General features: G+C 66.0%; 26 protein-coding genes. 15 read left to right on the top strand and 11 right to left on the bottom strand.

The annotated features are described in order from the left end of the window. Positions 1 to 585, bottom strand: coding sequence for a response regulator (locus tag OKW87_RS10925; protein ID WP_265539420.1), 585 nt, complete (start codon positions 583 to 585; stop codon positions 1 to 3). 81 nt (positions 586 to 666) lie between these two features. Next, complete coding sequence (locus OKW87_RS10920; protein WP_265539419.1) at positions 667 to 1,203, bottom strand: NADPH-dependent FMN reductase; 537 nt, start codon at positions 1,201 to 1,203, stop codon at positions 667 to 669. Positions 1,204 to 1,301: 98 nt separating this feature from the next. On the opposite strand from OKW87_RS10920, the gene OKW87_RS10915 reads away from it, so the two are divergent. Then, positions 1,302 to 1,919, top strand: a complete 618-nt coding sequence (locus tag OKW87_RS10915) for a YbhB/YbcL family Raf kinase inhibitor-like protein (protein ID WP_265539417.1) — start codon at positions 1,302 to 1,304, stop codon at positions 1,917 to 1,919. Positions 1,920 to 2,118: 199 nt separating this feature from the next. Here OKW87_RS10915 and OKW87_RS10910 read toward each other — a convergent pair whose 3' ends face one another. The 4 genes from OKW87_RS10910 to OKW87_RS10895 form a co-directional block, all read right to left on the bottom strand. Beyond that, the gene (locus OKW87_RS10910; protein WP_265539415.1) at positions 2,119 to 2,976 is read right to left on the bottom strand and encodes an SDR family oxidoreductase; all 858 of its coding nucleotides are present in this window, start codon (positions 2,974 to 2,976) and stop codon (positions 2,119 to 2,121) included. Between the two features lie 479 nt (positions 2,977 to 3,455). Continuing rightward, entirely contained in the window at positions 3,456 to 4,493 is a 1,038-nt protein-coding gene (locus tag OKW87_RS10905; protein WP_265539413.1) for a GGDEF domain-containing protein, read from the bottom strand. Between the two features lie 144 nt (positions 4,494 to 4,637). After that, a complete protein-coding gene (locus OKW87_RS10900) occupies positions 4,638 to 5,186 on the bottom strand; it encodes a peroxiredoxin (protein WP_265539411.1) in 549 nt (182 codons plus the stop codon). 17 nt (positions 5,187 to 5,203) lie between these two features. Further along, positions 5,204 to 6,259: a phospholipase A gene (locus OKW87_RS10895; RefSeq protein WP_265539409.1), complete on the bottom strand. Its 1,056-nt coding sequence runs from the start codon at positions 6,257 to 6,259 to the stop codon at positions 5,204 to 5,206. Positions 6,260 to 6,324: 65 nt separating this feature from the next. Here OKW87_RS10895 and hisN point away from each other — a divergent pair, with 65 nt between their 5' ends. Then, a complete protein-coding gene (gene hisN / locus OKW87_RS10890; RefSeq protein WP_265539407.1) occupies positions 6,325 to 7,107 on the top strand; it encodes a histidinol-phosphatase in 783 nt (260 codons plus the stop codon). 4 nt (positions 7,108 to 7,111) lie between these two features. On the opposite strand, the gene OKW87_RS10885 is transcribed toward hisN, so the two are convergent. Further along, positions 7,112 to 9,211 (bottom strand): AsmA family protein, encoded by a 2,100-nt coding sequence (locus tag OKW87_RS10885; RefSeq protein ID WP_265539405.1) that lies wholly within the window; start codon positions 9,209 to 9,211, stop codon positions 7,112 to 7,114. Positions 9,212 to 9,413: 202 nt separating this feature from the next. On the opposite strand from OKW87_RS10885, the gene rpmI reads away from it, so the two are divergent. The 9 genes from rpmI to OKW87_RS10840 all read left to right on the top strand — a co-directional run bounded on the left by rpmI (position 9,414) and on the right by OKW87_RS10840 (position 17,661). Continuing rightward, the gene (gene rpmI, locus OKW87_RS10880; protein WP_100282718.1) at positions 9,414 to 9,617 is read left to right on the top strand and encodes a 50S ribosomal protein L35; all 204 of its coding nucleotides are present in this window, start codon (positions 9,414 to 9,416) and stop codon (positions 9,615 to 9,617) included. A gap of 12 nt (positions 9,618 to 9,629) precedes the next feature. Next, the gene (gene rplT, locus OKW87_RS10875; RefSeq protein ID WP_265539402.1) at positions 9,630 to 9,995 is read left to right on the top strand and encodes a 50S ribosomal protein L20; all 366 of its coding nucleotides are present in this window, start codon (positions 9,630 to 9,632) and stop codon (positions 9,993 to 9,995) included. 71 nt (positions 9,996 to 10,066) lie between these two features. Further along, the gene (locus OKW87_RS10870; protein ID WP_265539400.1) at positions 10,067 to 10,561 is read left to right on the top strand and encodes a GNAT family N-acetyltransferase; all 495 of its coding nucleotides are present in this window, start codon (positions 10,067 to 10,069) and stop codon (positions 10,559 to 10,561) included. Next, positions 10,558 to 11,652 carry a phenylalanine--tRNA ligase subunit alpha gene (pheS, locus tag OKW87_RS10865; protein WP_265539398.1) on the top strand — a complete coding sequence of 365 codons (1,095 nt, stop codon included), beginning with the start codon at positions 10,558 to 10,560 and terminating at the stop codon, positions 11,650 to 11,652. The genes OKW87_RS10870 and pheS overlap by 4 nt, the downstream gene beginning before the upstream one ends. Beyond that, positions 11,649 to 14,030 carry a phenylalanine--tRNA ligase subunit beta gene (gene pheT, locus OKW87_RS10860; RefSeq protein WP_265539396.1) on the top strand — a complete coding sequence of 794 codons (2,382 nt, stop codon included), beginning with the start codon at positions 11,649 to 11,651 and terminating at the stop codon, positions 14,028 to 14,030. The genes pheS and pheT overlap by 4 nt, the downstream gene beginning before the upstream one ends. Further along, positions 14,027 to 14,446, top strand: a complete 420-nt coding sequence (locus tag OKW87_RS10855) for a hypothetical protein (protein ID WP_265539394.1) — start codon at positions 14,027 to 14,029, stop codon at positions 14,444 to 14,446. The genes pheT and OKW87_RS10855 overlap by 4 nt, the downstream gene beginning before the upstream one ends. A 2-nt stretch (positions 14,447 to 14,448) precedes the next feature. Beyond that, positions 14,449 to 15,192, top strand: coding sequence for an SDR family NAD(P)-dependent oxidoreductase (locus OKW87_RS10850; protein ID WP_265539392.1), 744 nt, complete (start codon positions 14,449 to 14,451; stop codon positions 15,190 to 15,192). Between the two features lies 1 nt (position 15,193). After that, positions 15,194 to 16,069 carry an aldose 1-epimerase family protein gene (locus tag OKW87_RS10845; protein ID WP_265539390.1) on the top strand — a complete coding sequence of 292 codons (876 nt, stop codon included), beginning with the start codon at positions 15,194 to 15,196 and terminating at the stop codon, positions 16,067 to 16,069. 17 nt (positions 16,070 to 16,086) lie between these two features. Beyond that, positions 16,087 to 17,661, top strand: a complete 1,575-nt coding sequence (locus OKW87_RS10840) for a peptide chain release factor 3 (RefSeq protein WP_265539388.1) — start codon at positions 16,087 to 16,089, stop codon at positions 17,659 to 17,661. Between the two features lie 130 nt (positions 17,662 to 17,791). Here OKW87_RS10840 and OKW87_RS10835 read toward each other — a convergent pair whose 3' ends face one another. Together OKW87_RS10835 and OKW87_RS10830 are read right to left on the bottom strand one after the other, a co-directional pair. Continuing rightward, positions 17,792 to 19,048: a spinster family MFS transporter gene (locus OKW87_RS10835; RefSeq protein WP_265539386.1), complete on the bottom strand. Its 1,257-nt coding sequence runs from the start codon at positions 19,046 to 19,048 to the stop codon at positions 17,792 to 17,794. Positions 19,049 to 19,122: 74 nt separating this feature from the next. Continuing rightward, a complete protein-coding gene (locus tag OKW87_RS10830) occupies positions 19,123 to 21,369 on the bottom strand; it encodes a TonB-dependent receptor (RefSeq protein WP_265539383.1) in 2,247 nt (748 codons plus the stop codon). A 152-nt stretch (positions 21,370 to 21,521) separates the two neighbouring features. Here OKW87_RS10830 and OKW87_RS10825 point away from each other — a divergent pair, with 152 nt between their 5' ends. The 4 genes from OKW87_RS10825 to OKW87_RS10810 all read left to right on the top strand — a co-directional run bounded on the left by OKW87_RS10825 (position 21,522) and on the right by OKW87_RS10810 (position 24,899). Then, positions 21,522 to 22,142, top strand: coding sequence for a TetR/AcrR family transcriptional regulator (locus OKW87_RS10825; protein ID WP_265544095.1), 621 nt, complete (start codon positions 21,522 to 21,524; stop codon positions 22,140 to 22,142). Between the two features lie 94 nt (positions 22,143 to 22,236). Further along, positions 22,237 to 23,094, top strand: coding sequence for a CDP-alcohol phosphatidyltransferase family protein (locus OKW87_RS10820; protein ID WP_265539381.1), 858 nt, complete (start codon positions 22,237 to 22,239; stop codon positions 23,092 to 23,094). 7 nt (positions 23,095 to 23,101) lie between these two features. Then, positions 23,102 to 24,193, top strand: coding sequence for an inositol-3-phosphate synthase (locus tag OKW87_RS10815; RefSeq protein WP_265539379.1), 1,092 nt, complete (start codon positions 23,102 to 23,104; stop codon positions 24,191 to 24,193). Between the two features lies 1 nt (position 24,194). Continuing rightward, positions 24,195 to 24,899, top strand: a complete 705-nt coding sequence (locus OKW87_RS10810; RefSeq protein ID WP_265539378.1) for a phosphocholine cytidylyltransferase family protein — start codon at positions 24,195 to 24,197, stop codon at positions 24,897 to 24,899. Here the strand turns inward: OKW87_RS10810 and OKW87_RS10805 are convergent. Continuing rightward, a complete protein-coding gene (locus OKW87_RS10805; RefSeq protein ID WP_265539376.1) occupies positions 24,896 to 25,429 on the bottom strand; it encodes a YceD family protein in 534 nt (177 codons plus the stop codon). The two genes, OKW87_RS10810 and OKW87_RS10805, sit on opposite strands and share 4 nt — an antisense overlap. Further along, a complete protein-coding gene (locus OKW87_RS10800; protein ID WP_265539374.1) occupies positions 25,426 to 25,938 on the bottom strand; it encodes a ubiquinol-cytochrome C chaperone family protein in 513 nt (170 codons plus the stop codon). The genes OKW87_RS10805 and OKW87_RS10800 overlap by 4 nt, the downstream gene beginning before the upstream one ends. Between the last annotated feature and the right edge of the window lie 64 nt (positions 25,939 to 26,002).

Below are 26,002 nucleotides of genomic sequence, written 5' to 3'. Positions count from 1 at the left end.
TTAGGCCGCGACGGCGCGCGCCTGTTTCTGCAGCGTGTGCAGCGACGCGGCGAGGCGGAGCTTTTCCGCCTGCGCTGCCGCCAGTTCGACCTTCATTTCCCCCAATTCCATCGCGCGCGCGGCGATCCGTGCGTCCAGCGCCAGGTTCGATCGCTTCAGTTCCTCGATCCGCAGCGACCGCGCCAGCGTCCGCTCGAGCCGAGCCGCCAATATATCGAACGCGACCGGCTTCGTCAGGCAGTCGTCCGCACCGACGGCAAAGGCCTGGAGCTCGGCGGCGTTGCCGGCTCCCGATGACAGCAGGACAACCGGCAGGTCGGCGGTGTCGCGCGCGCCGCGTATCTCGCGAAGCACGTGCAGGCCGATCGTGTCGGCCGCCTGCGTGTCGAGCAATATCAGATCGAAACCCCGCGCCGCGATCAGCTCGAGCGCCTGCGAGCCCGAATGGCCGAGGACGACGAGATAGCCGAGCGTGCCGAGCTGTTGCGCCACCCTGTGGAGGCTGTCGCGGTCGCTGCCTACGGCCAGAATGGTGCGGGTCGCCTTGCGGCGTCCGCCCATGCCCCGGCCAACAGGCTGCTCCATCCGCTCGATCTCCGCTTCTCGAAGGGGCGGAGCCTAGGGGAAAGCCCTCACGAAAGGGTTAAGCGCCGTGCAACCAGCGCCTCAACGGTTCAGGAAGGAGAATAGCTGGTCGACCATGACATGCATCGAAGGTTCACAGCGCGCGACCGCGTCGCCCGGCTCGCTGGTGTTGATCGCCAGCCCCATCGGGGTCGGCCAGCCGCGCAGCGAATGGGTGATCGTGCGCAGCGCATGCAGCGTCGATACCGCCGCCTGCCATCCGGCGGCGGTGGCGATCAGCCCCACCGGCAGCCCGTCGAGATAGACCCGCTCATCGGTGCGCAGCTGCTCGACATAATCGAGCGCGGTCTTGACCAGTCCGGACAGCGTCCCGTGATAGCCCGGCGAGCCGACGATCACTGCGTCGGCGGTGCGCAGCGCTTCCAGATAGCGCGCGATCGCCGGATTGCCCTCGACATTGCCGGGCTCATAATGGGGAAAGGCGATGTCGTCGCCGGTCAGCAGCGTCGTGCGGGCGCCGCGCGCAGCGGCCATGGCCAATGCCGCGGCCAGCAGCCGACCGGTCGAGGATTCGGGCCGCAGCGTGCCCCCGAGGGCGACGATATGGGGAGCGCTCATAGCGAACCCGCTAGCCCAAAGCCGCCGATTGCGCCAGCATGGCCGCTTGCGGGAAAGTTCACTGGGTTCGATCGTTCGGCAAGCGAAGGAGAAACGGGATGCTCGAACATGTGCCGCACTGGCTGGGAAGCGCGCTCAAAGGGTTGCGCGCCGGCACCGATAAATTGGCGATCGTCCAGCCCGAGCTCGGCACGTTCGAATCGCTCCATCTCGCCAGTCCCGCCTTCGCCAATGGCGGTCGCCTGCCCGAACGCTTCACCGCCGATGGCGAGGGGGTCTCACCACCTCTGTTCTGGACGGGCGTGCCCGACGGCACCGAGCGCCTCGCGCTGATCGTCGAGGATCCCGATGCGCCGGCGCCCGCGCCGCTCGTCCATGCCGTGGTCTGGGATCTGCCGGGGCACGAGGGGGAACTGAAGGAAGGCGCGATCCGCCGCGACGGGGCCGGCAGCAGCGATGGCACCGATGTCGGCCGCAACTCCTATCTCGGCGAAGGCTGGCTCGCGCCCGATCCGCCCACCGGCCATGGCGAGCATCATTATGCCTTCCAGCTCTTCGCCCTGGGCGCGGGGCCCGATGTCGGCGATACGCCCGGCCGCGGCGCGATCGTGGCTGCGATGGCCGGCCGCGTGCTCGCCGCGGGGCTGCTCACAGGCACCTATTCGCGTGGCGAAGAGGCGCCGCTAGGCCCGGTCGGGGGCGCCGCCCTGGCGTGACTGCGCTTGACATTGTTCTTGTTTTGTTCTACTGTCATTCTCGGCGCTCTTTGACATAGTTCCGGCGAACCCTCTCAACGCATCCGCTTGCCATCGTGGCGAATGCGTCTTGGCGCGACTTTCTGTGACTTTCGCGTCGCGGCGTTCCATCCCCTCGCGGGAATGAAACGCGCCTTGGTGCGACTTTCTGTGACTTTCGTCAGCCGTTGACGATCGTTCCGCCATTGGGATGCAGCACCTGGCCGGACATATAGCTGGCATCCTCGCAGGCGAGGAACAGGAAGGACGGTGCGACTTCGTTGGGCTGGCCAGGGCGTCCGATCGGTGTGTCTTCGCCGAAGGTCGCCAGCTTTTCGGGAGAGGCGCCGCCCATCGGGTTGAGCGGAGTCCAGATCGGGCCGGGCGCCACCGCGTTGACGCGGATGCCCTTCTCGATCAGATTTTCGGAAAGGCTGCGGGTGAAGGCCGTGATCGCGCCCTTGGTCGAGCTATAGTCGAGCAGCTCCTTGGAACCCTGGTACATCGTCACCGAGGTGCAGTTGACGATCGCGGCGCCCTCCTCGAGGTGCGGCATCGCCGCCTGCACCATGAAGAACATGCCGAAGATGTTTGTCTGGAAGGTGCGCTTGAGCTGTTCCTCGCTGATATCGACGATATCCTTGTCGGGATGCTGCTCGCCGGCATTGTTGACGAGGATGTCGACCTTGCCGAATTTCTCGATCACCTGCGCGATCGCGGACGTGCAGAAATCCTTGTCGCCAATGTCGCCGGCGATGGTCAGCGCCTCGCGGCCTTCCGAGCGGACGATGTCGGCGGTCATCGCGGCGTCGTCATGTTCGCAGAGATAGAGAATCGCCACGTTGGCGCCTTCGCGCGCATAGAGCGCCGCGACCGCGCGGCCGATGCCGCTGTCGGCGCCGGTGATCACCGCCACCTTGTCCTTGAGGCGGTCGGAGCCCGGATAGCGGGGCTCCCAATCGGGCTTGGGGTCTAGCGCGCTTTCATGTCCGGGCAGCGCGTCTTCATGGATCATCGGGATCGTGTCGGTATCGCTCATCGGCTGGCTCCTGACGGGAGGTTCAGCATGGCTAACCGGTTCAGAAGGTGGGAAGTTCCCTGGGGCCGGGGTGGCGGCGGGTTCAGCCGATGAAAGCCGAACCCTGCGCGCCGGTGCCGACGATCATGACCGCGGTAAGCGCGAAAGAGATTGCGCCGGCCATCAGGCTGCGGATCATGCTGATCTTGTCCCCGCTCATGCGACGGGGATCACGGGAGTCGAGAGGAGAACGAGCGTGGTGGTGAAGAGGATTGCGCCGAACATGGCGATCGAGCGCTGAAGTGAGTCGAGGCGTGCAGTCATGGTGGATACTCCCTGGTTTCGTCTGCCGGACCATCCGGCGGCGAATGCCAGAGAGGTTTGCAGGGAGCGTGCCAATTTCTTAAGTTGCTGAATTCGTTGGATCGGTGAGCGGCGATCCGCGATCGTTGGTGTTTTGCACACCTCGATTTGGTGTATTTCACCAATTCAAGGTCGCTCTATCCGACCCGTATGCAATTCCGTCCTGCGCTCTTTGCCGCATAAAGTAGCCGGTCCGATCGCTGGAAGGCGGCATGGAAAGTATCGCTCGGGGTTGCCGCGGTCAGCCCGGCCGAGAAAGTGATCTCGCCGAGCGGCGCATCGCTCTCGCGCAGGCGATAGCGTTTTGCGGCGACGGTGATCCGAGCGGAATCGAGCTTCGCCCCCGCCGTCTCGGCATCCATCGCGGAAAAGAGGATGGCGAACTCCTCGCCGCCATAGCGGGCGACGAACTGCCCCGAACAGGCTTCGGTGAGGGCGGCGGCAATAGCCTTGAGCACCCGATCGCCCACCGCATGGCCGAACTGGTCGTTGACCGCCTTGAAATGATCGACGTCGCAAATCGCCAGGCACAGGATTTCGCCGGTCGCCACCTGCGCGGCATAGGCCTCTTCGAAGGCACGGCGGTTGGGCAGCTCAGTCAGCGGGTCGCGGCGGGCATTGTCGCGTGCCTCTTCCAGTTTCTCGCGCAACTCGCTCGCCTCGCGCGTGGCCGCCTCGAGCCGCGCCTCGGCAGTACGGACCCGCTCGAGCATCGCGCCGGTGATCTGGGCGACCTCGCCGATCATCGCGGCGCTTCCGCCTGCGGTTGCGGATCGAGAGATTGCCGCGGCGCTCTCCGCCAGGTCGCGGCCGAAGCCTTCGGTCTCTGCACGCATCGCCAGGACCATGTCCTGAAAGCCTTCGACCTGCATCTGGGTCTGCGCGACCAGACCATCGGCCGGGCTGGCGTCGGGAATCTCGCTCTTGTGGGTCGGCTGGAGGTCGCATCCCAGCCCCTCGATGTCGCGCTGGGTCAGGCGAACGCCACCGTCGGTCAGCGCGCGTACGGCTTTCGCGAGGGGTCCGTCGGGATTAGCGAGCAGATGATAGGCGAACGCATAATTGGCGGGATGGGCGTCGAGCCGCTGATCGATCAGGAATTCCCCGATCCGATCATAGAGGCGGCGGACCGCATCGCCCCCGCTTGCAACTCGCACGGCTGTCGCCCCGGCCATCGCCACCAATCCCTAGATGCTCTTCGTGCGCGCCGGCATTCGAATCCGGCAATGTCTCGATGGCCGCAACTTTAGGGACTAACTGCTAATATAGCGTGAGCGGAACCTGCGAAGACGTGAAGTCTCCGGAATGGATCAATAAGTTCAGTTACGCTTGCCGGCACGGTAGTTGCGGACCGCCTGCAAGGTCAGCTTGACGTGATCGCCGGGGTTCATGTCGGTATGGGCAAATAGAATGCGGCCATTGGGCGCGATCACGAAGCTGGTACGGCTGGTGACGGTCGACGGCGTGCCGTCCGGCTTCTTGAGCAACACGTCGTAACCCTTGACGATCGCCGGGCTTGCCGCCGCCACCGCGAACTTGCCTGCGCAATATTCGCTGCTGAACTTCTGGAGCTGATCGACGTTGCCCGCGGTCATGCCGATCACGGTTGCGCCCGCCTTGGTGAAATCGGGCAGCGCTTCGGCAAAGGCATGGGCCTCCGCGTTGCAGCCCTTGGTGAAGGCGGCGGGGAAGAAATAGAGGACCACGGGCCCATTCTTGAGCGCGGCTGCCAGGTTGACGTCGAGCGGCTTGCCTGCCGATGCGCCGGGCGCCGTGAAGATCGGAGCCTTCGCACCCGGCGCCAGCGCGGCCTGCAGCGGAAGCGCAAGCGGCAGGAGAAGGGCAGCGAGGAGGAGCTTGGTCCGCATGATATTCTCCCTGAAACCTATCGCGTGAGCGCGATCCCGAGCCGGGCATGGCTATCTTTTCGACGGAGGTCGTCGAGGACTTCGCTATAGCCGGTGAACGCCTGGCCGAACAGATAAAAGCCCGCTCCGCCGATCCGCGCGAGCGGGTAGGAGACGAATAGTTCGGCCGCGCCGCGCCGCGTCTCGAAATTGCCGCGTCCGGTCAGCGCGATCTTGAGCCCGTCCTTCTGGCGGATCGCCGCGGTGAGCGCGGTGTAGCCGAAATAGTCCTTCACATCGCCGGCATCGCCGGCGCTGCCGACATAGAACCAGGCCTGCGGCGCGACATCCAGTCGCCAGTCCCCGCCCAGATCGAACGACTTCTCGGCGCGCGCGAAGATGCGGTTGAGATCGACCGACTCTCGATCGCCGCGGCCGTTCGAATCGTGCCGCCAGCCGAGTGCGATCTTAGTCTCGTCGTCGAAGGGAATGTCGGCATAGACTTCGGGGCTATAATTGGTCGAGCGGAACGGGCCGGACGGCCGGTCGATCGCCCAGAACATCGCCTGGGTATAACCGAAGCGCAGATTTCCGAGCTTGAGCGGCGCATCCTCGGCGAAGGCGCGGAAGGCGAAGCTGAACTGCAGCTTCGCGCCCGCATCGCCCGCGCCGAACGCGCCGTAGATCGGCTCATGCGCCTCGAAGCGATCGAGGAAGGAAGCGGAAGAGCCCGTGGAACTCTGCACCACGGTCTCTTCGCTCGGCATCGGCGCGGCGGGATGCTGGGCCGAGGGCGGCACCGCGGCCTGCGCGACGCTCACCGGCACGTAGCGCGCCTTGGCGAAGCCACCGGGGGCAATCGTCCGCGTCGGGCCGGGCAACCGCTCGAGCAGCATGCGGGTCCCGTCCAGCGCGGTCACTTCGATCTGCCGCGGCCCGGCGTCGGCGATCGGCGCCTCGCTTTCATTCACCAGGAACACCTCGACCCCGCGCAGCGCCTCCTGCTCGGACGCCGGCTGGGCCGGGACGGCGCGGACCTGCGCAAGGGCGGGCGGGGCGGCAATCAGCCCGAAAGCAAGGAGCGGCAGGCGCATGGCCAAAGTCGTTGCCAGCGCTTTGTGACCTTGGCGAGTCAAAAGCAGGCGGCTAGGGCCGGGGCATGCCCGTCACCACATCCGATATCGCCCTTGCCGAACGCCTCGCCGATGTGGCGGGGGCCGCGATCCGCCCCCGCTTCCGCGCCGAACATGGCGCAGAGGCGAAGGACGACCTCTCGCCCGTAACCCTCGCCGACCGCGAAGCCGAGGAGGCAATGCGCCGCCTGATCATCGCCGAGCGGCCGATGGATGGCATCATCGGCGAGGAATATGGCGAGCGCGAAGGCAGCAGCGGCCGCATCTGGGTGCTCGATCCGATCGACGGCACCCGCGCCTTCATCGCCGGGCGTCCGATCTTCGGTACGCTGATCGCCTTGATCGAGGAGGGCTGGCCGCTGCTGGGGGTGATCGACCAGCCGATCGCGCGCGAACGCTGGCTGGGCGTCGCAGGGCGACCGACCCTGTTCAACGGCAAGCCGGCGCGCACCGGCATCTGCCGCGATCTCAAGGGGGCGATCCTGGGGACGACGTCGCCGGCCCTGTTCGACGATTCGCAGCTTCACGCCTTCGAGCATCTCGACGCCGCGGTGATGAGCACGACGCTGGGCGGCGATTGCTACAATTACGGCTGCGTCGCCAGCGGCTGGATGGACGTGGTCGTCGAAGCCGGTCTCAAGCTACATGACTTTGCCGCGCTGGTCCCGGTGGTCGAAGGCGCGGGCGGGCGGATGTGCGACTGGCAGGGCGATCCGTTGCATGCGGGCAGCAGCGGCGAAGTGATCGCGGCGGGCGACCCGGCGCGGATCGACGATATCCTCGAAGCCCTGGCCTGCCGGGGGCACTGAGCCTTTAGAAAATACCCAGGAACTTCTTGCGCTGTTCCTTGCGCTCGCCCCGCGAACGCTTGCCATCCTCGGACGTGGCGGTGGTGCCTTTGCCGATATCGTCGCGAGGACGCCCCTTGTCGTCGCGCTGCGCCCGCGCCGAGGCACCCGCAAGCACCGGGCCGCAATCGGCCGCCTTGGCATCGCCCACGTCGACGAAGGCGATGACCGCGGCGAGCGGGCTGGCGACGAGCGCGAGCCCCAGCCCGACGCCGGCGCGCGAAAGCAGTTCGGGTGAGATCACATCGATCTTCGGCTGCGCGAAGAAGCCGCCGATGCCCACCGGCGATTGTCCGGCGAACAGGCTGAACTTCTTTCCGTCGGCACGAAAAGCCAGATCGAGCGTCTCGTTCTTGAAGCTGAAGCCGCCGCGGCCCAGCATCACACTCTTCTCGGTATCGATCAGGATCGGATCGGCGGCGGCGATGCCGTTGCGCACGGTGAAGCCGAGCAGCCCGCAATTGATCTGCACCGGCTCCTTCAGCTTATTCTCGAACATCTTCTGGACGAAGGTGCCGATATCGAGCTCGGCGAGCTGTACGTTGCGCGTCCAGAAGCTGCCCTTGGGCAGGATGATGGCGATGCGGCCGTTCGAATTGGCGAGCGAATCATGCACGCTGTTGCCCCGGCCGGTCAGCTGGACGCGCGCCTTCAGCGTGCCGCTGGTTCCCGATTCCTCGACCCCGAAGCCGGCGAGCAGCACCCCCATCGGGGTGGGCGACAGGCGGATGTCATAATCCGTGACGACCGGCTGGCGGCGCGAATCGATTATGATGTCCGAACTGACCATGCCGCGCGCCAGGCTGAAGTTGAGCGGCGAGAGTTTGAGGAGGCGGTCGTCCAGCTCCAGTCCCAGGCGAACGTTCGACATGGGCAGATTGTCCGCCCGGACGTTGCGCACGGTCCAATCGACCTTGGCGTCGAAATTCTTGAGCGCCTCGGCGCGCAACTGTGCGTCGGGGAGAATGCGTGGCGCCCCGCCCACGCTTGTCACCACTGCGCCCGCCGCCGACGCGCTAGGGCTGTAGCCGATGAATGGCCCGGCATCGACGATGTCGAGCGTTCGGGTGGCGAGATCGGCGGTGAGCAGCAGCCGCGGCTGGAGCATCTTCACCGTGACTTTGCCAGCAAGGTCGCTGGCGCCGAAGGTGCCGCGAAGGTTGGTGAAGCGCCATTCGTCGCCAGCCTTGGTCATGGCAGATTTGAGGCGATAGGTGCGCGTATCGGGTAAGGCGACGCCGAGCAGCGAGAAGGCATCGGCGATATTGCGGCCGCGCAGATCCATCTGCAGGTCGGAGCCGTCGAGTTCGGTGAAGCCGGGCAGCGTGCCGGAAACGTCGAGCGTCGTCCGAAGCGCCTCGGCATGGAGCTTCAGTTCGTTCCGGCCGCCCTGGATCGTGGCGTTGGGGCTCAGCAGGGTTCCGTTCATGACGAACCGGGTGCCGCGAACCGTGCCGTTGCCGTCGAAGCCGACCGCGCTGGCGAATCTGGTGTCTGTGGCCTCGACCGGATCGACCCGGATGGCAGCCGCGATATGCATGCGCGGATCGACATAGCGGACCATGGTGCCGCGGATCAGCGCACGGGCGATCACCGGCAGCTCGAGCGGCTCGCCTTTTTCCTCGCTGAAGGTCCAGGTGTTGCGCGTGTTGCCCTTGTTCCATTGCAAGTCGAGCCGGCCGTCCTCGAGGCCGAGCCAGTTGATGCGGCGATTGCCGGTGATGAGGCTCCAGGTCGAGATTTGCGAATCGATCCGCCGAGCCTCGAAGAAATTGCCCGTGCCGGCCCAGTCGGGATTGGTGATCGTCATCCCCTCGGCGACGAACTTCAGGTTGAACGGCGCGAAATACAGCTGGAAGTCGCCTGCAACCTTGACTTGGCGGTTGGTCTGGCCGGCGACGATCGTCTCGAAGCTGTGCTTCAGGAAGCGGCCCTTGGTGACGAACAGGATCACCCAGGCCAGCACGACAAGGCCGAGAAGCGTGCTAAGGACGGCGATACCGGAAGCGAGCGGGGTGCCGATCGCCCGGGCGGGGCGCGCGCGGATCGTTTCGGGTGTCGCCATTTCCTCTGCCATCCCGGCAGAAAGCCCCGCGCGGCGACTAGTTCCGCGAGAGGTGAAGGGGCGTGCCGGGACGCATCCGACTCAGGTTGCCAATCCGTGGCACGTCGGCTATGCGCCCGCCTTTCCTCGTCCGTCAGGAACACGCCCGGCCATCAAGGGCTGCCGCGGCTGTTCGCACGTTCGAGATCATAAGGAGACCAAAATGCCCAAGCTCAAGACCAAGAGCGGTGTGAAGAAACGCTTCAAATTCACCGCCACTGGCAAGATCAAACACGGTTTCGCTGGCAAGCGTCACCGTCTGATCAGCCACAACGCCAAATATATCCGCCAGAATCGCGGCACCTCCGTGCTCGCTCATGCCGATACCGCACGGGTCGTCGGCTGGGCGCCCTACGGTCTGAAGTAAGGAGGCCCGGACATGGCTCGAGTAAAACGCGGTGTAACCACCAAGGCGAAGCATAAGCGGATTCTGGATCAGGCGAAGGGCTATTATGGCCGTCGCAAGAACACGATCCGCATCGCGCGCCAGGCCGTCGAGAAGGCCGGCCAATATGCCTATCGCGACCGCAAGGTTAAGAAGCGGAGCTTCCGCGGCCTGTGGATCCAGCGCATCAACGCCGGCGTCCGGGCCGAGGGCCTGACCTATTCGCAGTTCATGCACGGGCTCAAGCTCGCGGGCATCGAACTCGACCGGAAGGTCCTGGCCGACATCGCCATGCACGAGGGTGAAGCGTTTAGCGCCATCATCGCGCAGGCGAAGGCGGCTCTGCCCCAGGCCGCCTGAGGCAGCCTGACGCTAGACGAACAAGGGGCGTCGGTGGCAACACCGGCGCCCTTTTTTCTTGAAAGCATAGCATGATCCAATTGCACGCCATGACCGATCGAGACTTCGCCTGGCTGCTGGGTGAGGCGGAGAGCGACGATTCGCTCCGGCTTTGCGAGGGTGGGATCGGACCCCACGAAGTGACCGCGATGCTGCGCGGCATAAGCGCTGAGATCGCGGCGGGGACCGACCAGCCGGTGGCGTGGCTGATCGTTCAGGACGGTCACGTCGTGGGCATGACGAGTTTCACACGCGCGCGCGGCGATGGCGGTTACGATATCGGCTATGGCATGGCGCCCACTTTCGAGGGGCGCGGGATCATGAGCGCGGCTTTGGCGGAACTCGTTCGGATGGCGCCGGGACTGGGCCATAAGCGCTTGACCGCCGAGACCAGCGTGGACAATCCGGGATCGCAGCGCGTGCTGGAAAAGAACGGTTTCATGCCCGTGGGCACCCGCGACGATCCCGAAGACGGTGCGCTTATCCAATGGGCCATCGAGCTACCTCAGACCAAGAGTGACGCATGACCGATCTTGAACAACTTCGCCAGGACCTGCTCGGCGCGATCGATGCCGCCGCAGGGCTAGACGCGATCGAGGCGATCCGCGTCCACGCGCTGGGCAAGCAGGGCGCGGTGACCGGGCTGCTCAAGACGCTGGGAGCGATGAGTCCCGAGGAGCGCCAGCTGACTGGCCCGCGCATACACGCGCTGCGCGAGGCGGTGACCGAGGCGCTGTCCGAGCGCAAGGAGATGCTCGAGCGCAAGGCGATGGATGCGCGGCTGGCGAGCGAGACGCTCGACATGACGCTGCCGGTCGACCTGGTGCCGCCGGGCACGGTGCATCCGGTGAGCCAGGTCATGGACGAGCTGGCGGAGATTTTCGCGGACCTGGGCTTTGCCGTCGCCTCGGGACCCGAGATCGAGGACGATTGGCGTAATTTCACCGCGCTCAATATCCCCGAGACGCATCCGGCGCGGGCGATGCACGACACCTTCTACTTCCCGGAAGTGGAGGGCGCCGAGCATCGCATGCTGCTGCGCACGCATACGTCGCCCGTGCAGATCCGTACGATGATGATGCAGAAGCCGCCGATCCGTATCATCGCGCCGGGGCGGGTCTATCGCTCCGACAGCGATGCGACGCACACGCCGATGTTCCACCAGATCGAGGGGCTGGTGATCGACAAGGGGATCACGCTCGGCCACCTGAAATGGACGCTCGAGACCTTCCTCAAGGCCTATTTCGAGCGCGACGACATCGTGTTGCGGCTGCGGCCGAGCTATTTCCCCTTCACCGAGCCGGGCGCCGAGGTCGATGTCGGCTATTCGGTGGTCAACGGAAAGCGCGTGATCGGCGGCGACCCGTCCAAGGGCAATGGCGGCTGGATGGAAGTGCTGGGCAGCGGGATGGTGCATCGCAAGGTGATCGAGGCCTGCGGGCTCGATCCCGATGAGTGGCAGGGATTCGCGTTCGGCACCGGCGTGGATCGGCTGGCGATGCTCAAATATGGGATGGACGATCTGCGGCCCTTCTTCGACGGCGATCTGCGCTGGCTCAGACATTATGGATTCTCGGCGCTCGACGTGCCCACGCTGAGCGGAGGAGTCGGGGCATGAAGTTCACCTTTGCCTGGCTCAAGGAGCATCTGGACACCGAAGCCGACCTCGATACCGTGGTCGAGGCGCTGACGCGCGTCGGGCTCGAAGTCGAAGGCGTCGAGAATCCGGGCGAGAAGCTTGCCGGGTTTCGCGTCGCGAAGGTGCTCACCGCCGAACGCCATCCGCAGGCGGACAAGCTACAGGTGCTGACCGTCGATACTGGCGACGGCGTGCCGCTCCAGGTCGTGTGCGGCGCACCCAATGCGCGCGCCGGGCTGATCGGAGTTTTGGGGACGCCAGGCGCAGTGGTGCCCGCCAACGGGATGCAATTGAAGCTGTCCTCGATCCGCGGCGTCGAATCGAACGGCATGATGTGCTCGACGCGCGAGCTGGAGCTGGGCGACGATCATGACGGGATCATCGAGCTGCCGGCCGATGCGCCGGTGGGTGCGGACTTCGCCGATTACGCGCAGCTCAACGATCCGGTGATCGATGTCTCGATCACCCCCAACCGGCAGGATTGCATGGGCGTGCGCGGGATCGCCCGAGATCTGGCCGCGGCAGGACTGGGGACGTTGCGACCGCTGGAGGCGATGCTGAGCCAGCTTCCCTCCCCCGAGGGCGAAGGTCCCGGGCCGGAGGTTCGTACCGACGATGCGGAAGGCTGCCCGGCCTTTTTCGCGCAGGCGGTGTCGGGCGTGGTCAATCGACCCTCGCCCGACTGGCTCCAGCAGCGGCTCAACGCTGTCGGGCAGAAGCCGATCTCGGCGCTGGTCGACATCACCAATTTCGTCATGCTCGGGCTCGGTCGCCCGCTGCATGTCTATGACCGGGCGACGCTGAAGGGCGGGCTGGTCGCGCGCAAGGGCGTGGACGGCGAGCAGGTGCTGGCGCTTAACGGCAAGACCTACACGCTCGACGCGACGATGACCGTTATCGCCGATGATGAGAGCGTGCACGATATCGGCGGGATCATGGGCGGCGAGCATTCTAGCGTGCAACTCGGCACGACCGACGTGCTGATCGAATGCGCTTATTTCGATCCCGAACATATCGCCCGCACCGGCCAGAAGCTCACGCTGACCAGCGACGCCCGCACCCGCTTCGAGCGCGGCGTCGATCCCGCCTTCCTCGACGACGGCCTGGCGATCGCCACGCGGCTGGTCCTGGCCTTGTGCGGCGGTAAGGCGAGCGGAGTCACGCGCAGCGGCCAGCCGCCGCTCGCGCAGCGCAGCGTCCGCTACGATCCCGCGCGCGCCGAGACGCTGGGCGGGCTGGCCGTCGCCGAAGACCGGCAGAAGGCGATCCTCGAGAGCCTGGGCTTCACGGTGGACGGAAGCTGGAACGTCACCGTGCCGAGCTGGCGCCGCGACGTCGACGGATCGGCCGATCTGGTCGAGGAAGTCATCCGCATCGAAGGGATCGACAAGGTCCCCTCGACTCCGCTCGATCGCGCCCCCGGGGTGGCACGGCCCACCGCGACGCCTGAGCAGAAGCTGGAGCGCAAGCTGCGGCGCACCGCGGCGGCGCGCGGGCTCAACGAGGGGATCACCTGGAGCTTCCTCTCCGAGGCCGAGGCGGCACCGTTCGGCGGCGGCGCCTGGACGCTCGCCAATCCGATCAGCGAAGACATGAAGGTGATGCGGCCCTCGCTGCTCCCCGGGCTGCTCGCCGCGGCCGAGCGCAACCTCAAGCGCGGCGCGACCAGCGTGCGCCTGTTCGAGCTCGGGCGGCGCTATCTGGCCGATCGGGAGCGGCTGACGCTGAGCGTGGTGCTGGCCGGATCGCGGAGCCCGCGCGGCTGGCAGGCGGGCCGCGCGCAGCCCTTCGGCGCGTTCGACGCCAAGGCCGAGGCGCTGGCTTTGCTCGAAGCGGCGGGGGCGCCGACTGCGAACCTGCAGGTCATGGGAGAGGCGGGCGACGTCTATCATCCCGGCCAGTCGGCGACGCTGCGGCTGGGGCCGAAGACCATACTCGCCGCGTTCGGGATGGTGCATCCCACCGTGCTCAAGGCATTCGACCTGGAGGGCGATATCGCCGCAGTGGAACTCTATCTCGATGCGCTGCCCGCCAAGCGCGGGACCGGCTTCATGCGCCCGGCCTTCGCGCCGCCGGCGCTGCAGGCAGTGACGCGCGACTTCGCCTTCCTGGTGCCCGCCGATCTCGTGGCCGGCGATCTGGTGCGCGCGGTGAAAAGCGCGGACAAGGCGCTGATCGTCGACGCGCGGCTGTTCGATGTCTTCACCGGCACCGGGGTGCCCGAGGGGCAAAAGTCGCTGGCAGTGGAAATCACGCTCCAGCCCGGCGAGAAGAGCTTCACCGATGCCGAGCTGAAGGCAGTGGCGGACAAGGTTGTCGCCGCCGCCGCGAAGCTTGGAGCGAGCCTGCGCGGATGACCATGCTCGACCGGTTCAGCCATGGTCTCAGCGAGATGATGGAAGACCCGGATGACGTGGAATATATGACCGTCGTCGTACCCGGCGATCTGGATCCGTTCGATCGGCACTACCGGTTCAGCGTGCATATCGACGCCGAGCTTCGCCTTGCCCGCCTTGGCTGTAGCGTCGGCGGCGGCACGCTGTATCAAGGCGTCGATTTCGAGGACGAGGACGAGGAGGGCGAAAATGAGATCGTCTCCTGCATCCTCGATGTCGACGCGACCGATGTCGATGGCGCGCGGGCGTTGATCCGGCTCCACATGCCCGAGCTGGGCGCGCCGGCGGGCACGTTGATTCAATTTGGCGATCACGAGGACCGGTTCGACGGCGATCGCTGGCATCTGGACGAACCACGCAGCATCGAGGAAATCTGATAATGCCGACAGCCTTCATCACCGGCGCGACCGCAGGGATTGGCGAGGCGTGCGCGCGCGCCTTCGTGGGCGCGGGCTGGCATGTCGTCGGCACCGGGCGCCGGGCGGATCGGCTCGCGGCGCTGTCCGCCGAACTGGGCGAAGCCTTTCATGCGGCGGAGTTCGACGTGCGCGATGAGGCCGCGCGCGATGCCGCGATCGATGCGCTACCTGAGCCCTTCGACGGCATCGATCTGCTGATCAACAATGCCGGGCTCGCGCTCGGGCTCGAGCCGGCGCAGCAGGCGTCGCTGTCCAACTGGACGACGATGATCGAAACCAACATCGGCGCTTTGGTGTCGGTGACGCATAGATTGCTGCCGATGCTGGTCGAGCGGCGCGGCGCGATCATCAATCTGTCGTCGGTGGCGGCGAACTACCCTTATCCCGGCGGCAATGTGTATGGCGCGACCAAGGCGTTCGTCCGCCAGTTCAGCCTGAACCTGCGCTCGGACCTGATCGGCACCGGGGTACGCGTCTGCTCGATCGAGCCGGGGATGGTCGAAACCGAATTCACGCTGGTGCGCACCGGCAGCCAGGAGACTTCGGACAAGGTTTATGCCGGCGTAAATCCGATGACCGCGGAGGATATCGCCAGGACGATGCTGTGGGTCGCCGAGCAGCCGCCTCATCTCAACATCAATTCGCTCGAACTGATGCCGGTCAATCAGGCCTGGTCGCCCTTCCTGGTGCATCGCGAAGGCTGACATGACGCAGCTGATCCAGATCGCGTCGGACGCTCTGTCGGCGGCAATCAACCCGTTCGGCGCCGAGCTCAGCCATTTGCGCGACGCCAAAGGGCGCGAATTGATGACCGACGCCGATCCCGCCTTCTGGTCGGGCCGGGCGCCGCTGCTCTTCCCCATCGTCGGGCGGCTGGTGGGCGATCGCTATCGGCTGGAGGGCAAGGAATATGCCCTGCCGCAGCACGGCTTCGCGCGGCGGCAGCCGTTCGAACTGGTCGAGCAGGCCCCGGATCGGGCGCGATTTCGGCTGGGCGACAATGATGCGACGCGGGCCGTCTTTCCCTTTGCCTTCACACTCGACGCGGACTTTTCGCTCATGGGCGCGACGCTCGCGATCGACGTGACGGTGACCAACAGCGGCGACGTACCGATGCCGGCGAGCTTCGGCTTCCATCCGGCCTTTGCCTGGCCGCTGCCCTTTGGGCGGTCGCGCGGGGAGCATCGGATTCTGTTCGAGAAGCCCGAGCCGGCCGAGCTTTCAGCGATCGTGCTGGGCGGCTGGATCGACGATCATGGCTGGCCCAGCCCGCTCGAGGGGCGTGAGCTGCCGCTGAGCGACGCCTTGTTCGAGCGCGATGCGTTGGTCTGGGGCCGTCTGGAGAGCGAATCGGTGTCTTATGACGGTGGCGAAGGCCCCGGGCTGGAGATCGGTTTCGCCGGCATGCCAAAGCTCGGCATCTGGACCAAGCCCGGCGCGCGCTTCCTCTGCATCGAGCCGTGGCACGGCATCGCCGACCCGATCGGCTTCGACGGCGAGATCTGGGACAAGCCCGGCATCCTGCGCTTCGAGCCCGGTCAGGCGCGCAGCTTCGGCATGCAGGTGACGTTGCGCAGCTAACCCGCTAGAGGCGCGCAATGTCTCCCCACACCAACGACCGCCGTACCTTCGCGATCATCTCGCATCCCGATGCCGGCAAGACGACGCTGACCGAGAAACTGCTGCTGTTCGGCGGCGCGATCCACCTCGCCGGCGAAGTGAAGGCGCGCGGCCAGGCGCGGCGCGCGCGATCGGACTGGATGAAGATCGAGCAGCAGCGCGGCATCTCGGTCACGTCGAGCGTGATGACCTTCGAGCGGCAGGGGATCACCTTCAACCTGCTCGATACGCCGGGGCATGAGGATTTCTCGGAAGATACCTATCGCACGCTGACCGCGGTCGATTCGGCGGTGATGGTGATCGACGCGGCGAAGGGCATCGAGCCGCAGACCCGGAAATTGTTCGAAGTCTGCCGGCTGCGCAGCGTGCCGATCATCACCTTCGTCAACAAGGTCGATCGCGAAGGGCGCGAAGTGTTCGATCTGCTCGACGAGGTCGCGGACATGCTCGCGCTAGACGTGGTGCCGATGACCTGGCCGGTCGGGATGGGCGGACAGTTCGAGGGCATTTTCGATCTGATCGACAATCGCCTGCTGCTGCCCGAGGGCGGCAGCCGCGAGTTTCAGGGGAAGGTGGTGCAGACCGAAGGGCTCGACGACCCCAAGCTGGCCGAGATCCTGACTGCGGAGGGGCTCGCCAAGCTGCGCGACGAGGCCGAGCTGGCAATGGTCGGCTACGGCGCCTTCGATGCGGAGAAATATCGCGCCGGCGACATGACCCCGGTCTATTTCGGATCCGCGCTGAAGGAATTCGGCGTCGATTCGCTGATCGACGCGATCGCGGTCCATGCCCCGCCGCCGCGCACCCAGCCCGCCGAGCCTGCCCCGGTGGAGCCGACGCGCGACGAAGTCACCGGCTTCGTGTTCAAGGTCCAGGCGAACATGGACCCCAACCACCGCGACCGGATCGCGTTCATGCGTTTGGTCTCGGGCACCTTCAAGCGCGGCATGAAGCTGACCCCGACCGGGCACGGCAAGCCGATCGCGATTCATTCGCCGATCCTGTTCTTCGCGCGCGAACGCGAGCTGGCGGACGAGGCTTTTCCCGGTGACATCATCGGCATCCCCAATCATGGCGTGCTGCGCGTGGGCGATACGTTGAGCGAGAAGGCCGATGTCCGCTTCACCGGCCTGCCCAATTTCGCGCCCGAGATATTGCGTCGGGTGCAGCTGAAGGACCCGACCAAGACCAAGCAGCTGCGCAAGGCGCTGGACGACATGGCCGAGGAAGGCGTGACCCAGGTCTTCTACCCGGACATCGGCGCGAACTGGATCGTCGGCGTGGTGGGGCAGCTCCAGCTCGAAGTGCTGCTGAGCCGGCTCGAAGCGGAGTATAAGGTGGCGGCGGGGCTGGAGATGGCGCCGTTCGAGACCGCGCGCTGGGTGTCGAGCGAGGACCCGGCGGACCTCAAGACCTTCATGGAGCTCAACCGCGGCGCGATGGCCAAGGATCGCGACGGCAATCCGGTATTCATGGCGAAATCGGCGTGGGAGGTCGGCTATCTGGTCGACCGCTACCCCAACGTGAAGTTCGCCGCGACGCGCGAGCGGTGAAGGGGGCGGACCGGGTAGCCGTCGCCACCCGGTCCACGATGTTCCGGAAAGCAGCGCCCTCGGAATAGCCGCAGAATCGGGGAAATGGGCGGTTCGCGCGATTCGGGGAAAGCCCGACTCGGTGGACTACTTAGTCGACCCAGTCCTGGGTCAGCTTGCGGCTCGCCAAGGCCATCAGCAATCCGGCCACCAGATACAGGCAAAGGCCCGCGGCGATCGCGTAGCGCAGCGCTTCCTCGCCATATTCGGGAGTCAGCGCCTTCGATAGCGAGCCGATCGCCCAGCTGCCCAGCCCCAGGCCGATCAGATTGTTGATCAGCAGGAAGCTGGCCGAGGCGGTGGCACGCATGTGCGCGGGGACGAGGTGCTGGACTGCGGTTAGCACTGGGCCGAGCCAGACATAGACCAGCGCTTGCGGCACCAGGAAGAGCGTCAGCGCCACCGGCCAGGAAGAGGACAAGACGCCGGCGATGAAAAGCGGCGTGCCGGCGATGTAGCAGATCGCCGGCGCGAGCGCGTACCAGCGGCGGCTGCGCGCGCCGAGCTTGTCGCCCAGCATGCCGCCGATCAGGATGCCGGCGACGCCGCCGGTGAGCAGCAGCGCGCCGAAGAACTGGCCGGTCTGGACCAGGCTGAGCCCGAAGCTGCGCATCATCAGGCTGGGGAGCCAGAAGGCCACGCCATAGCCACACATCGATCCGGCCGCCGCGCCGAACGCCATCAGCCAGAAGCTCGGCTTGCGGGCGAGAATGCCGAAAACGCGCGCGACGGGCACCTGGTTCTCGACCGTCGCGGCGGGGCGGGGCCTGTCCTTGACCACCAGCCGGAAGATCGGCGCGATCGCGACGCCGGCCAGCCCGCAGACGATGAAGGCGACGCGCCACTCGACATTCTGGGCGATGTAGCCGCCGAGAAGGACGCCGCCGGCGGCCCCCAGCGGAATGCCGAGCGAGTAAATGGAGAGCGCGCGGGCGCGACTCTCGGGCGGGAAATAGTCACCGATCAGCGCATAGGAAGGCGCGACTCCGCCGGCCTCGCCGACGCCGACCCCCAGGCGGAACAGGAACATCTGGGTGAAGTTCTGCGCGAAGCCGCAAAGCGCCGTGAAGCCGCTCCACACGCCGAGCGAGATGGTGATAACCCAGGTGCGGCTGGTGCGATCGGCGAGCAGCGCCAGCGGGATTGCCAGCGTTGAATAGAGTGCCGCGAAGGCCAGCCCGCCGAGCATGCCGAGCTGCGCGTCGTCGAGCCCGAGATCCTTCTTCACCGGCTGGGCCAGGATGCTGAGAATCTGCCGGTCGAGGAAGTTGAACGTGTAAACCAGCAGCAGCATCGCGAGCACGACGCCGCGATAGCGCGCGGTGGGAGCGGGGGGGGCTTCGAGCATGGGGGCTTCCCTAGAAGCAGACGCGCCGGATGTCATGGACACCCGGCGCGCTGAAGGCGGTCGGCTGGATCGCGTCAGTAGCGGACTTCGACGGTGCCGGTCACGGTCCGCGGCGGGCCATAATAGCCGATGATCGAATTGCCGGTGAAGGCGCCGGGGAAGTTGTAGCCGCCGACCCGGTAGCGCCCGTCGGTCAGGTTGCGCCCTGCCACGCCGATCCGATAGCGGCCATCGCCCGAGGTCCAGTTCAGCGACGCATCGAGCAGCGCATAGCCGTCCTGATCGAGCGCCGGGGTCGGGATCTCGAACATGTTGAAATCGCTGCGCAGCGAGACTGCCGGCGTGAACGACAAGGTGCCGCCGGCGAGATCCGCCGACCAGGTGGCGGAGGCGTTGACGGTGAATTCCGGAGTGTTCTGGAACACGCGGTCATCCGCCACGTCGACCGGGGTGGTGCCGCCGCCGACGAAGGTCAGGAATTCCTTATAATCGGCATTGGTGTAGCCGAACGACGCGGTCGCCGAGAAATGCCGCGAGGGGACCGCGCGCATTTCCAGTTCGACGCCGTAGATATCGGCCTTGCCGGCATTGTCGACGAAGCTGGCGATCCCGCTCGGCAGCGCGGGGACCTGGATCGTGACCTGCTGGTCCTTATATTTCGAGTAGAAGCCGGCGAGATTGACGAAGAGCATGCGATCGAGGAACGCGCCCTTCATCCCCAGCTCATAGCTGTCGATCGTCTCGGGGTCATAGCCGTTGACCGTCGTGGGAGTGAACACCGCGTCGCCGCGCATGTCGAACCCGCCCGATTTGAACCCCTTACCATAGCTGGCGTAGAAATTGAGATCGCCGCGCGGCTGATAGCTGATGCTGATCCGCGGGGTGAGCTTCTCGAAGCTGCGGCTGTTGGTGTAATCGGTGCGGATCAGCCCGGGCACCGCGGCGGCGTTGCCGAAATAGGGGCTGCGGATGCCGGTATAGTTGCGGCGGAAGACCGTGCCGGTCTTGTCGTCCTTGGTATAGCGCAGTCCGGCCGAGACCTTGAACTGCTCGGTCAGGTCGAAGCTGACGTCGCCGAACGCCGCATAGCTTTTGGTAAAGACCGTGCCCGAGGTGAGCGTGGTGGTGTTGAGCAATCCGACCACGGTGTCGAAGGCGCCGCTGGCGCGGCCGTTGAGATAGTATAGGCCGACCACGCCCTGGATGCGATCGCCCTCATAGAGCAACTGGAGCTCCTGGGTGAATTGTCGGTCGTCATATTCGGCGGGCACGTCGAGCGTGGGCAGCCGGGTGTTGTCGAAATCGATGACCGTGTCGGTATGGCCTTCGCGCCATGCGCTGATCGTCTTGAAGGTGAGCGAGTTGCTCAGCCCCATCTCGCCGGTGGCGGAGAGGCCCTTGGTCTCGACGCGATTGTCGTCGCCGATCCCGGCGCGCGTGTCATAGATGCTGGCGGTGGGCGCGTAGATCGGATCGACCCCGTTGGGGAGCAGGCGGGTGCCGTGGCGCGGGTTGGACTTGTCGAGCACGCGGTCTCCGGCGACGCGGAAGAAGATGTTGTCGGTGGGCGCGAACTCGGCGGAAAGCCGCGCGGCGATGACGTCCTTGTCATAATGTTCGGCGCCGGTGGTCAGATTCTCGCCGAAGCCGTCGCGCTTGTAGCGGGCGACGGCGCCGCCGATCGCGAAGCTGTCGCCGATCGGCACGGTGACCTGGCCGACCAGGTCGAGCTGATTGTACGAGCCGTAAGAGGCGCGGGCGTTCGCCTTGAACTCGTTGCCGAGCCTGCGCGTGACATATTTGACCGCGCCGCCGATCGTGTTGCGCCCATAAAGCGTGCCCTGCGGACCGCGCAGTACTTCGACCCGCTCGACGTCGAAAATGTCGAGCACGGCGCCCTGCGGGCGGGCGACATAGACGTCGTCGATATAGAGCGCCACGCCCGGCTCGAAGCCCCACAGCGGATCCTGCTGGCCGACGCCGCGGCTGAACGCGATCAGCGTCGAATTCGAGCCGCGCGCGATCTGCAGCGTGAGGTTGGGAGTCTTGTCCTGCAGCGCAGTGATGTCGGCGGCGCCGCTGCGCACCAGCGAATCGCCCGAAATGACCGACATCGAGATCGGCACGTCGATAAGATTTTCTTCGCGGCGGCGCGCGGTGACGACGATCTCGCCGTCCGCCGTCTGGGCGGGGGCAGCCGGGGTATCGGTCTGCGCCTCCGCGAGGGTCGCGTCTTGCGCCAAGGCGGGCGTGGCGGTGAGGGCGGCAAGCGCGGCCCCGGCGAAAAGCAGATGGCGAGCAGACGGATTCAGGCGTGACATGGTGTGTTCCTCCCCAGAAATGACCCGTCGTTCGTGCGGGTTGTAAGCGATAGCCCAACGCTATACTGAAACCTGAACCAGGTTTCAACTTGGATTCGGTCAGGGGAGGGTCGCGAATGGCGGAGGGTCGTGGCAAAGAGGTCACAGTGACAATGCTGGACCCAGGCGAGACGGCGGCGAGCGCCGGCAAGGAACCGCGCACCGCACGCGGCCGCCGGACCCTGCGCGCGATACTGGATGCCGCGGCCGAGGAGTTCGGCGAGAAAGGCTTTCACGAGGGGTCGGTCAGCGCGATCACGCGTCGTGCGGGCGTCGCCCTGGGTAGCTTCTATACGTATTTCGACTCCAAGGACGACGTGTTCCGCGCCTTGGTCCGAGACATGTCCGATCAGGTGCGCGCGCATGTCGCCCCGGCGCTGAAGGATGCGCCGCACCAGATTGCCGCGGAGCAGGCGGCGTTGCTGGCCTTCATCAAGTTCGCGCGCACGCACAAGGAAATCTATCGGATCATCGACGAAGCCGAGTTCGTGGATCCCGAAAGCTTCCGCATGCACTATGCGACCACCGCCGATCGCATCGCTCGACGCCTGCAGGCGGCCGCCGAGCGGGGCGAGGTGAGGCCGGACGTCGGCGAAATCCACGCCTGGGCGATCATGGGGATGAACGTGTTCCTGGGGCTGCGCTACAGCGTGTGGAACGACGACGTGTCCCCCGAGACGATCGCCGACGTCGTGGCCTCAATGCTCGCCCGGGGGATCGCGACGCAGGAATGAGCGTGCGTTTCGTCGCGACGGTGCGCATCGTGACACAATCGCGCGCGTAAAATGACTTGCTGGAGGCCTAGTCTGAGTAGTACGTGACGCTACGATGACTCCTCCTTTGCCGGACCGGTCGCGGGATCGCCGGATCGAGGATCCGACCAACCTTTGGATCATACACCCAGCCGGGCGTGCCTTGCTGCCGTGGTTCATCGCGCGTGGCGTTTCCGCGAACGCAGTGTCGGTCTGCGGCCTGGTCCTTGGCGCAGGCGCCGCGCTTGCTTATGCCAATTGGGCGCTATGGCCCTTCGCGTTGCTCGGACTGTTGCTATCGGTGGGATGGCTGATCGCCGACGGGCTGGACGGCATGATCGCCCGCGCGACTGGCACGGCCAGTCCGCTGGGGCGCTTCCTGGACGGACTTTGCGATCACGGCGTGTTCGCGATGATCTATATCGTTCTCGCGCTTTCCATCGGAACGGTGGAAGGCTGGGTGCTGGCGGTTTCGGCGGGCCTTCTCCATGCGGTCCAATCGAGCTTCTATGAGAGCGAGCGGGCGCGCTTCCATCGGCGCTGCCGGGGCGTTGCGGTCGCCGCGCCCGTTCCCAGCGGCAATCCGCTGGTCCTTCTCTACGATGGGGTGGCGGGTATCATCGATCGTTTCGCCTATCGTTTCGACGCGGCGCTGTCGCGTTCGCCCTCGTCCGCCGCACTCGCCGATGCCTATGGCAGCCAGGCGACGCAGCCGATGCGGTTGATGCGGTTGCTCAGCGCCAACACCCGCGTCGTCGCGATCTTCCTCGCCTGCCTTGCCGGCAATCCGCGTCTGTTCTGGTGGTTCGAGATCGTTCCGCTGACGCTGGTCCTGATCCTCGGCCTGGCCTGGCACCGCGCCGTCGAAGCGCGCCTCACCGGCGCCGCTTCCGCACCCCTTTCCAATCCTGAATCCCCCACCCAAAGGACGTGACGCAGCAATGACGAGCATCAACATCGCACTTGTGGGAGTCGGCAATTGCGCCAGCTCCCTCGTCCAGGGCCTCTCCCATTATCGTGACGGTGCCAACCAGACGATCGGGCTGATGCACTGGGACCTTGGCGGCTATCGCCCCAGCGACATCCAGGTCGTCGCGGCCTGGGACGTCGACAAGCGCAAGGTCGGCAAGGACGTGGCAGAGGCGATCTTCGCCAAGCCCAATTGCACCGCAATCTTCTGCGAGACGATCGAGACCACCGGCGCCAAGGTGCGGATGGGCAAGATCCTCGACGGCGTCGCCGAGCATATGGCCGACTATAATGACGATCGCACCTTCATGCTCGCCGATGCGGCCGAGCCGACGAAGGATGAAGTCGTCGCGGCCCTGCGTGAGAGCAAGACCGATGTGCTGATGAACTATCTGCCGGTCGGTTCGCAGGAAGCGAGCGAGTTTTACGCCGAATGCGCGCTCGAAGCCGGCGTCGCATTCGTCAACAACATCCCGGTTTTCATCGCCAGCAACCCGGAATGGGCGAAGCGGTTCACCGACGCGGGGGTGCCGATCATCGGCGATGACATCAAGGCGCAGCTGGGTGCCACGATCGTCCACCGCGTGCTGACCGATCTGTTCGCCAAGCGCGGCGTCAAGCTGGAGCGGACCTATCAGCTCAACACCGGCGGCAATACCGACTTCCTCAACATGTCGAACCATCGCCGGCTCGCGTCGAAGAAGATCTCGAAGACCGAGGCGGTCCAGTCGGTCGCTGCCGAGCGGCTCGAGGACGAGAATGTCCATATCGGCCCGTCGGACTATGTGCCCTGGCAGAACGACAACAAGGTCTGCTTCCTGCGCATGGAAGGCTCGATGTTCGGCGGCGTGCCGATGAACCTTGAGCTGCGCCTCTCGGTCGAGGACAGCCCCAACAGCGCCGGTGTCGCGATCGACATGATCCGCTGCGCGATGCTGGCCAAGGATCGCGGCCTGGGTGGCCCGATCGATGCGGCATCGGCCTATTTCTGCAAGCATCCGCGCACGCAGATGACCGACGATCTGGCGCAACTGGCGGTCGAAGACTTCATCACGCTCCAGTGAGGTGATCGAGACCGCGATCCTGCTCGCGGCGGGCGAGGGCAGCCGCCTTCGCCCGGCCGCGCCGTTCAAGCCTTTGTGCCCCGTCGCCGGGCGGCCGCTGCTCGACCATGCCGTGCAGGGGCTGGCGGAGGCGGGGCTGCGCCGCGTGATCGTCGTGCTCGGCTATGGCGCCGAGGCGATCGAGGCGCATATCGCCGCGCGAAGCTGGCCGATCGCCGTCGAGACCGTGCGGGTCGAGGATTACCGGAAGCCCAACGGCTCCTCGCTGCTGGCGGCCGAGCCGCTGGTGGCGGGCGCGGATGCGCTGCTGGCGATGTGCGACCATCTCGTCGATCCGGCACTCTACCGGCGGATGGCTGAGGCGGGTGCCGGCGCGGGCGCGCGCCTGGGGGTAGACCGACGGATCGGGAGCGACTGGGTCGACCTTGACGACGTCACCTGCGTGGCGACCGACGGCGAGCGGATCGTCGCGATCGGCAAGGGGCTGGCAGAGTATGATTGCTTCGACACCGGCGTGTTCGCGATCGGGCCGGCCCTGTTTGCGGCCTTGCGCACGCTGGAGGCGCCTTCGCTGACGGAGGGGATGCGCATTCTGGCAGCCGCTGGGACCGCGCTGGCTGTGGAGTGCGGCGATCTCGACTGGATCGACGTCGACGACCAGCCGGCGCTCGACAAGGCCGAGGCCTGGCGAGCGACGTTCATCTAGCCCTGGCCCTTCGTCAGCCTGTCCTTGAGCGCCGCCAGCCCGCTGAATGGCCCAACTTCGCCTTCGCCCAGCACCCCGGCTTGTTTGAGCGCATCTTCCGCGTCGGGGCTGCGCGGGAACGGATCGAGCGCGAGCGCCAGCGTCTCGGCCGCGGCTTCGCCCAGGTCGATCGCATTGCCGCTGTAGAAGACCGTGTCGCACTCCGATTCGTCGAGCTCGACTTCCTCGGGTGCGTCGTCGGCACCGGGCTCGGGGAGGAAGCGGATCGCGAAATCCTCTTCGATTCGCGCAGGCAGCGGCACGCCGGTGGCGACGCAGGACTGGGTGACCTGCGCCGACAGATGCCCGCGGGCAAGGACGCCGAGCGCTTCGCGGCGCAGGCGGTAGCTGGCCTCCAGCTTCTCGACGGCGGGGAGTCCGAAGCGGCGCGCGATCGCCTTCAGCTCCTCGCCTTGCGCGGCGACGTGAACATCGCTTTCGCCCGCGCCGATCCGGTCAAGGCGATGCGGGCGCGAAAATTCGGGGGTCATCTCGGCAGCTGTCCGGCCACGATCGTGGCGACCGGCGTCCCCGCGAGTCGCGCGCGAAGTGCGAACAATTCCGCTTCCACATGCGCCAGCGCGGGATCGCCGGGGGCCTCCCCGCGATAGAGATTGCGCACCAACGCCTCCTTGAGGCTGCCCTCGGCAATGCCCGCGCGATAGGCGGTCAGCCGCCCGCCGAGCATTCCCATCATCCGCCCCATATGCTTGCCAACCACCACGTCGCCGATGCCGATCTCACGCAGCTGACCGTCCATGTCTTCGATGAAACATTCGGCGAGCCCCGTGCTCGGCGCCTTGCCCGCTTCCTCCTGCTCGAGCCGAAGCAGCACCAGCGCGAGCACCGCGGCGATCATGTCGAAGCGACCGTCGATCGTGTCGGGCACCTGCCCGGCCTGGTACCAATGCGGCGCGCGACCCTCGGCCACCACGGCGCCGTAAAGCGCCGGCGCAGTGCCGCGATCCGGGCCGCCGAACAGCCGCTTGAGCAATCCCATAATCTGTCGTCCATGTCTGATCGGGACGCGAACCTTGTTTGGCCGCATTTTGCCGCATATTGAG

The organism is Sphingomonas sp. M1-B02, from assembly GCF_026167525.1.
Lineage (GTDB): Bacteria > Pseudomonadota > Alphaproteobacteria > Sphingomonadales > Sphingomonadaceae > Sphingomonas.
The sequence above is the reverse complement of the archived record's forward strand: the minus strand, read 5'-3'. Positions and strand labels throughout refer to the sequence as shown.

Excerpts from the sequence above, each read along its gene's own strand:
- OKW87_RS10925 (WP_265539420.1), bottom strand. The coding sequence starts at position 585 with ATGGAGCAGCCTGTTGGCCGGGGCATGGGCGGACGCCGCAAGGCGACC.
- OKW87_RS10920 (WP_265539419.1), bottom strand. The coding sequence starts at position 1,203 with ATGAGCGCTCCCCATATCGTCGCCCTCGGGGGCACGCTGCGGCCCGAA.
- OKW87_RS10915 (WP_265539417.1), top strand. The coding sequence starts at position 1,302 with ATGCTCGAACATGTGCCGCACTGGCTGGGAAGCGCGCTCAAAGGGTTG.
- OKW87_RS10910 (WP_265539415.1), bottom strand. The coding sequence starts at position 2,976 with ATGAGCGATACCGACACGATCCCGATGATCCATGAAGACGCGCTGCCC.
- OKW87_RS10905 (WP_265539413.1), bottom strand. The coding sequence starts at position 4,493 with ATGGCCGGGGCGACAGCCGTGCGAGTTGCAAGCGGGGGCGATGCGGTC.
- OKW87_RS10900 (WP_265539411.1), bottom strand. The coding sequence starts at position 5,186 with ATGCGGACCAAGCTCCTCCTCGCTGCCCTTCTCCTGCCGCTTGCGCTT.
- OKW87_RS10895 (WP_265539409.1), bottom strand. The coding sequence starts at position 6,259 with ATGCGCCTGCCGCTCCTTGCTTTCGGGCTGATTGCCGCCCCGCCCGCC.
- hisN (WP_265539407.1), top strand. The coding sequence starts at position 6,325 with ATGCCCGTCACCACATCCGATATCGCCCTTGCCGAACGCCTCGCCGAT.
- OKW87_RS10885 (WP_265539405.1), bottom strand. The coding sequence starts at position 9,211 with ATGGCGACACCCGAAACGATCCGCGCGCGCCCCGCCCGGGCGATCGGC.
- rpmI (WP_100282718.1), top strand. The coding sequence starts at position 9,414 with ATGCCCAAGCTCAAGACCAAGAGCGGTGTGAAGAAACGCTTCAAATTC.
- rplT (WP_265539402.1), top strand. The coding sequence starts at position 9,630 with ATGGCTCGAGTAAAACGCGGTGTAACCACCAAGGCGAAGCATAAGCGG.
- OKW87_RS10870 (WP_265539400.1), top strand. The coding sequence starts at position 10,067 with ATGATCCAATTGCACGCCATGACCGATCGAGACTTCGCCTGGCTGCTG.
- pheS (WP_265539398.1), top strand. The coding sequence starts at position 10,558 with ATGACCGATCTTGAACAACTTCGCCAGGACCTGCTCGGCGCGATCGAT.
- pheT (WP_265539396.1), top strand. The coding sequence starts at position 11,649 with ATGAAGTTCACCTTTGCCTGGCTCAAGGAGCATCTGGACACCGAAGCC.
- OKW87_RS10855 (WP_265539394.1), top strand. The coding sequence starts at position 14,027 with ATGACCATGCTCGACCGGTTCAGCCATGGTCTCAGCGAGATGATGGAA.
- OKW87_RS10850 (WP_265539392.1), top strand. The coding sequence starts at position 14,449 with ATGCCGACAGCCTTCATCACCGGCGCGACCGCAGGGATTGGCGAGGCG.
- OKW87_RS10845 (WP_265539390.1), top strand. The coding sequence starts at position 15,194 with ATGACGCAGCTGATCCAGATCGCGTCGGACGCTCTGTCGGCGGCAATC.
- OKW87_RS10840 (WP_265539388.1), top strand. The coding sequence starts at position 16,087 with ATGTCTCCCCACACCAACGACCGCCGTACCTTCGCGATCATCTCGCAT.
- OKW87_RS10835 (WP_265539386.1), bottom strand. The coding sequence starts at position 19,048 with ATGCTCGAAGCCCCCCCCGCTCCCACCGCGCGCTATCGCGGCGTCGTG.
- OKW87_RS10830 (WP_265539383.1), bottom strand. The coding sequence starts at position 21,369 with ATGTCACGCCTGAATCCGTCTGCTCGCCATCTGCTTTTCGCCGGGGCC.
- OKW87_RS10825 (WP_265544095.1), top strand. The coding sequence starts at position 21,522 with ATGCTGGACCCAGGCGAGACGGCGGCGAGCGCCGGCAAGGAACCGCGC.
- OKW87_RS10820 (WP_265539381.1), top strand. The coding sequence starts at position 22,237 with ATGACTCCTCCTTTGCCGGACCGGTCGCGGGATCGCCGGATCGAGGAT.
- OKW87_RS10815 (WP_265539379.1), top strand. The coding sequence starts at position 23,102 with ATGACGAGCATCAACATCGCACTTGTGGGAGTCGGCAATTGCGCCAGC.
- OKW87_RS10805 (WP_265539376.1), bottom strand. The coding sequence starts at position 25,429 with ATGACCCCCGAATTTTCGCGCCCGCATCGCCTTGACCGGATCGGCGCG.
- OKW87_RS10800 (WP_265539374.1), bottom strand. The coding sequence starts at position 25,938 with ATGGGATTGCTCAAGCGGCTGTTCGGCGGCCCGGATCGCGGCACTGCG.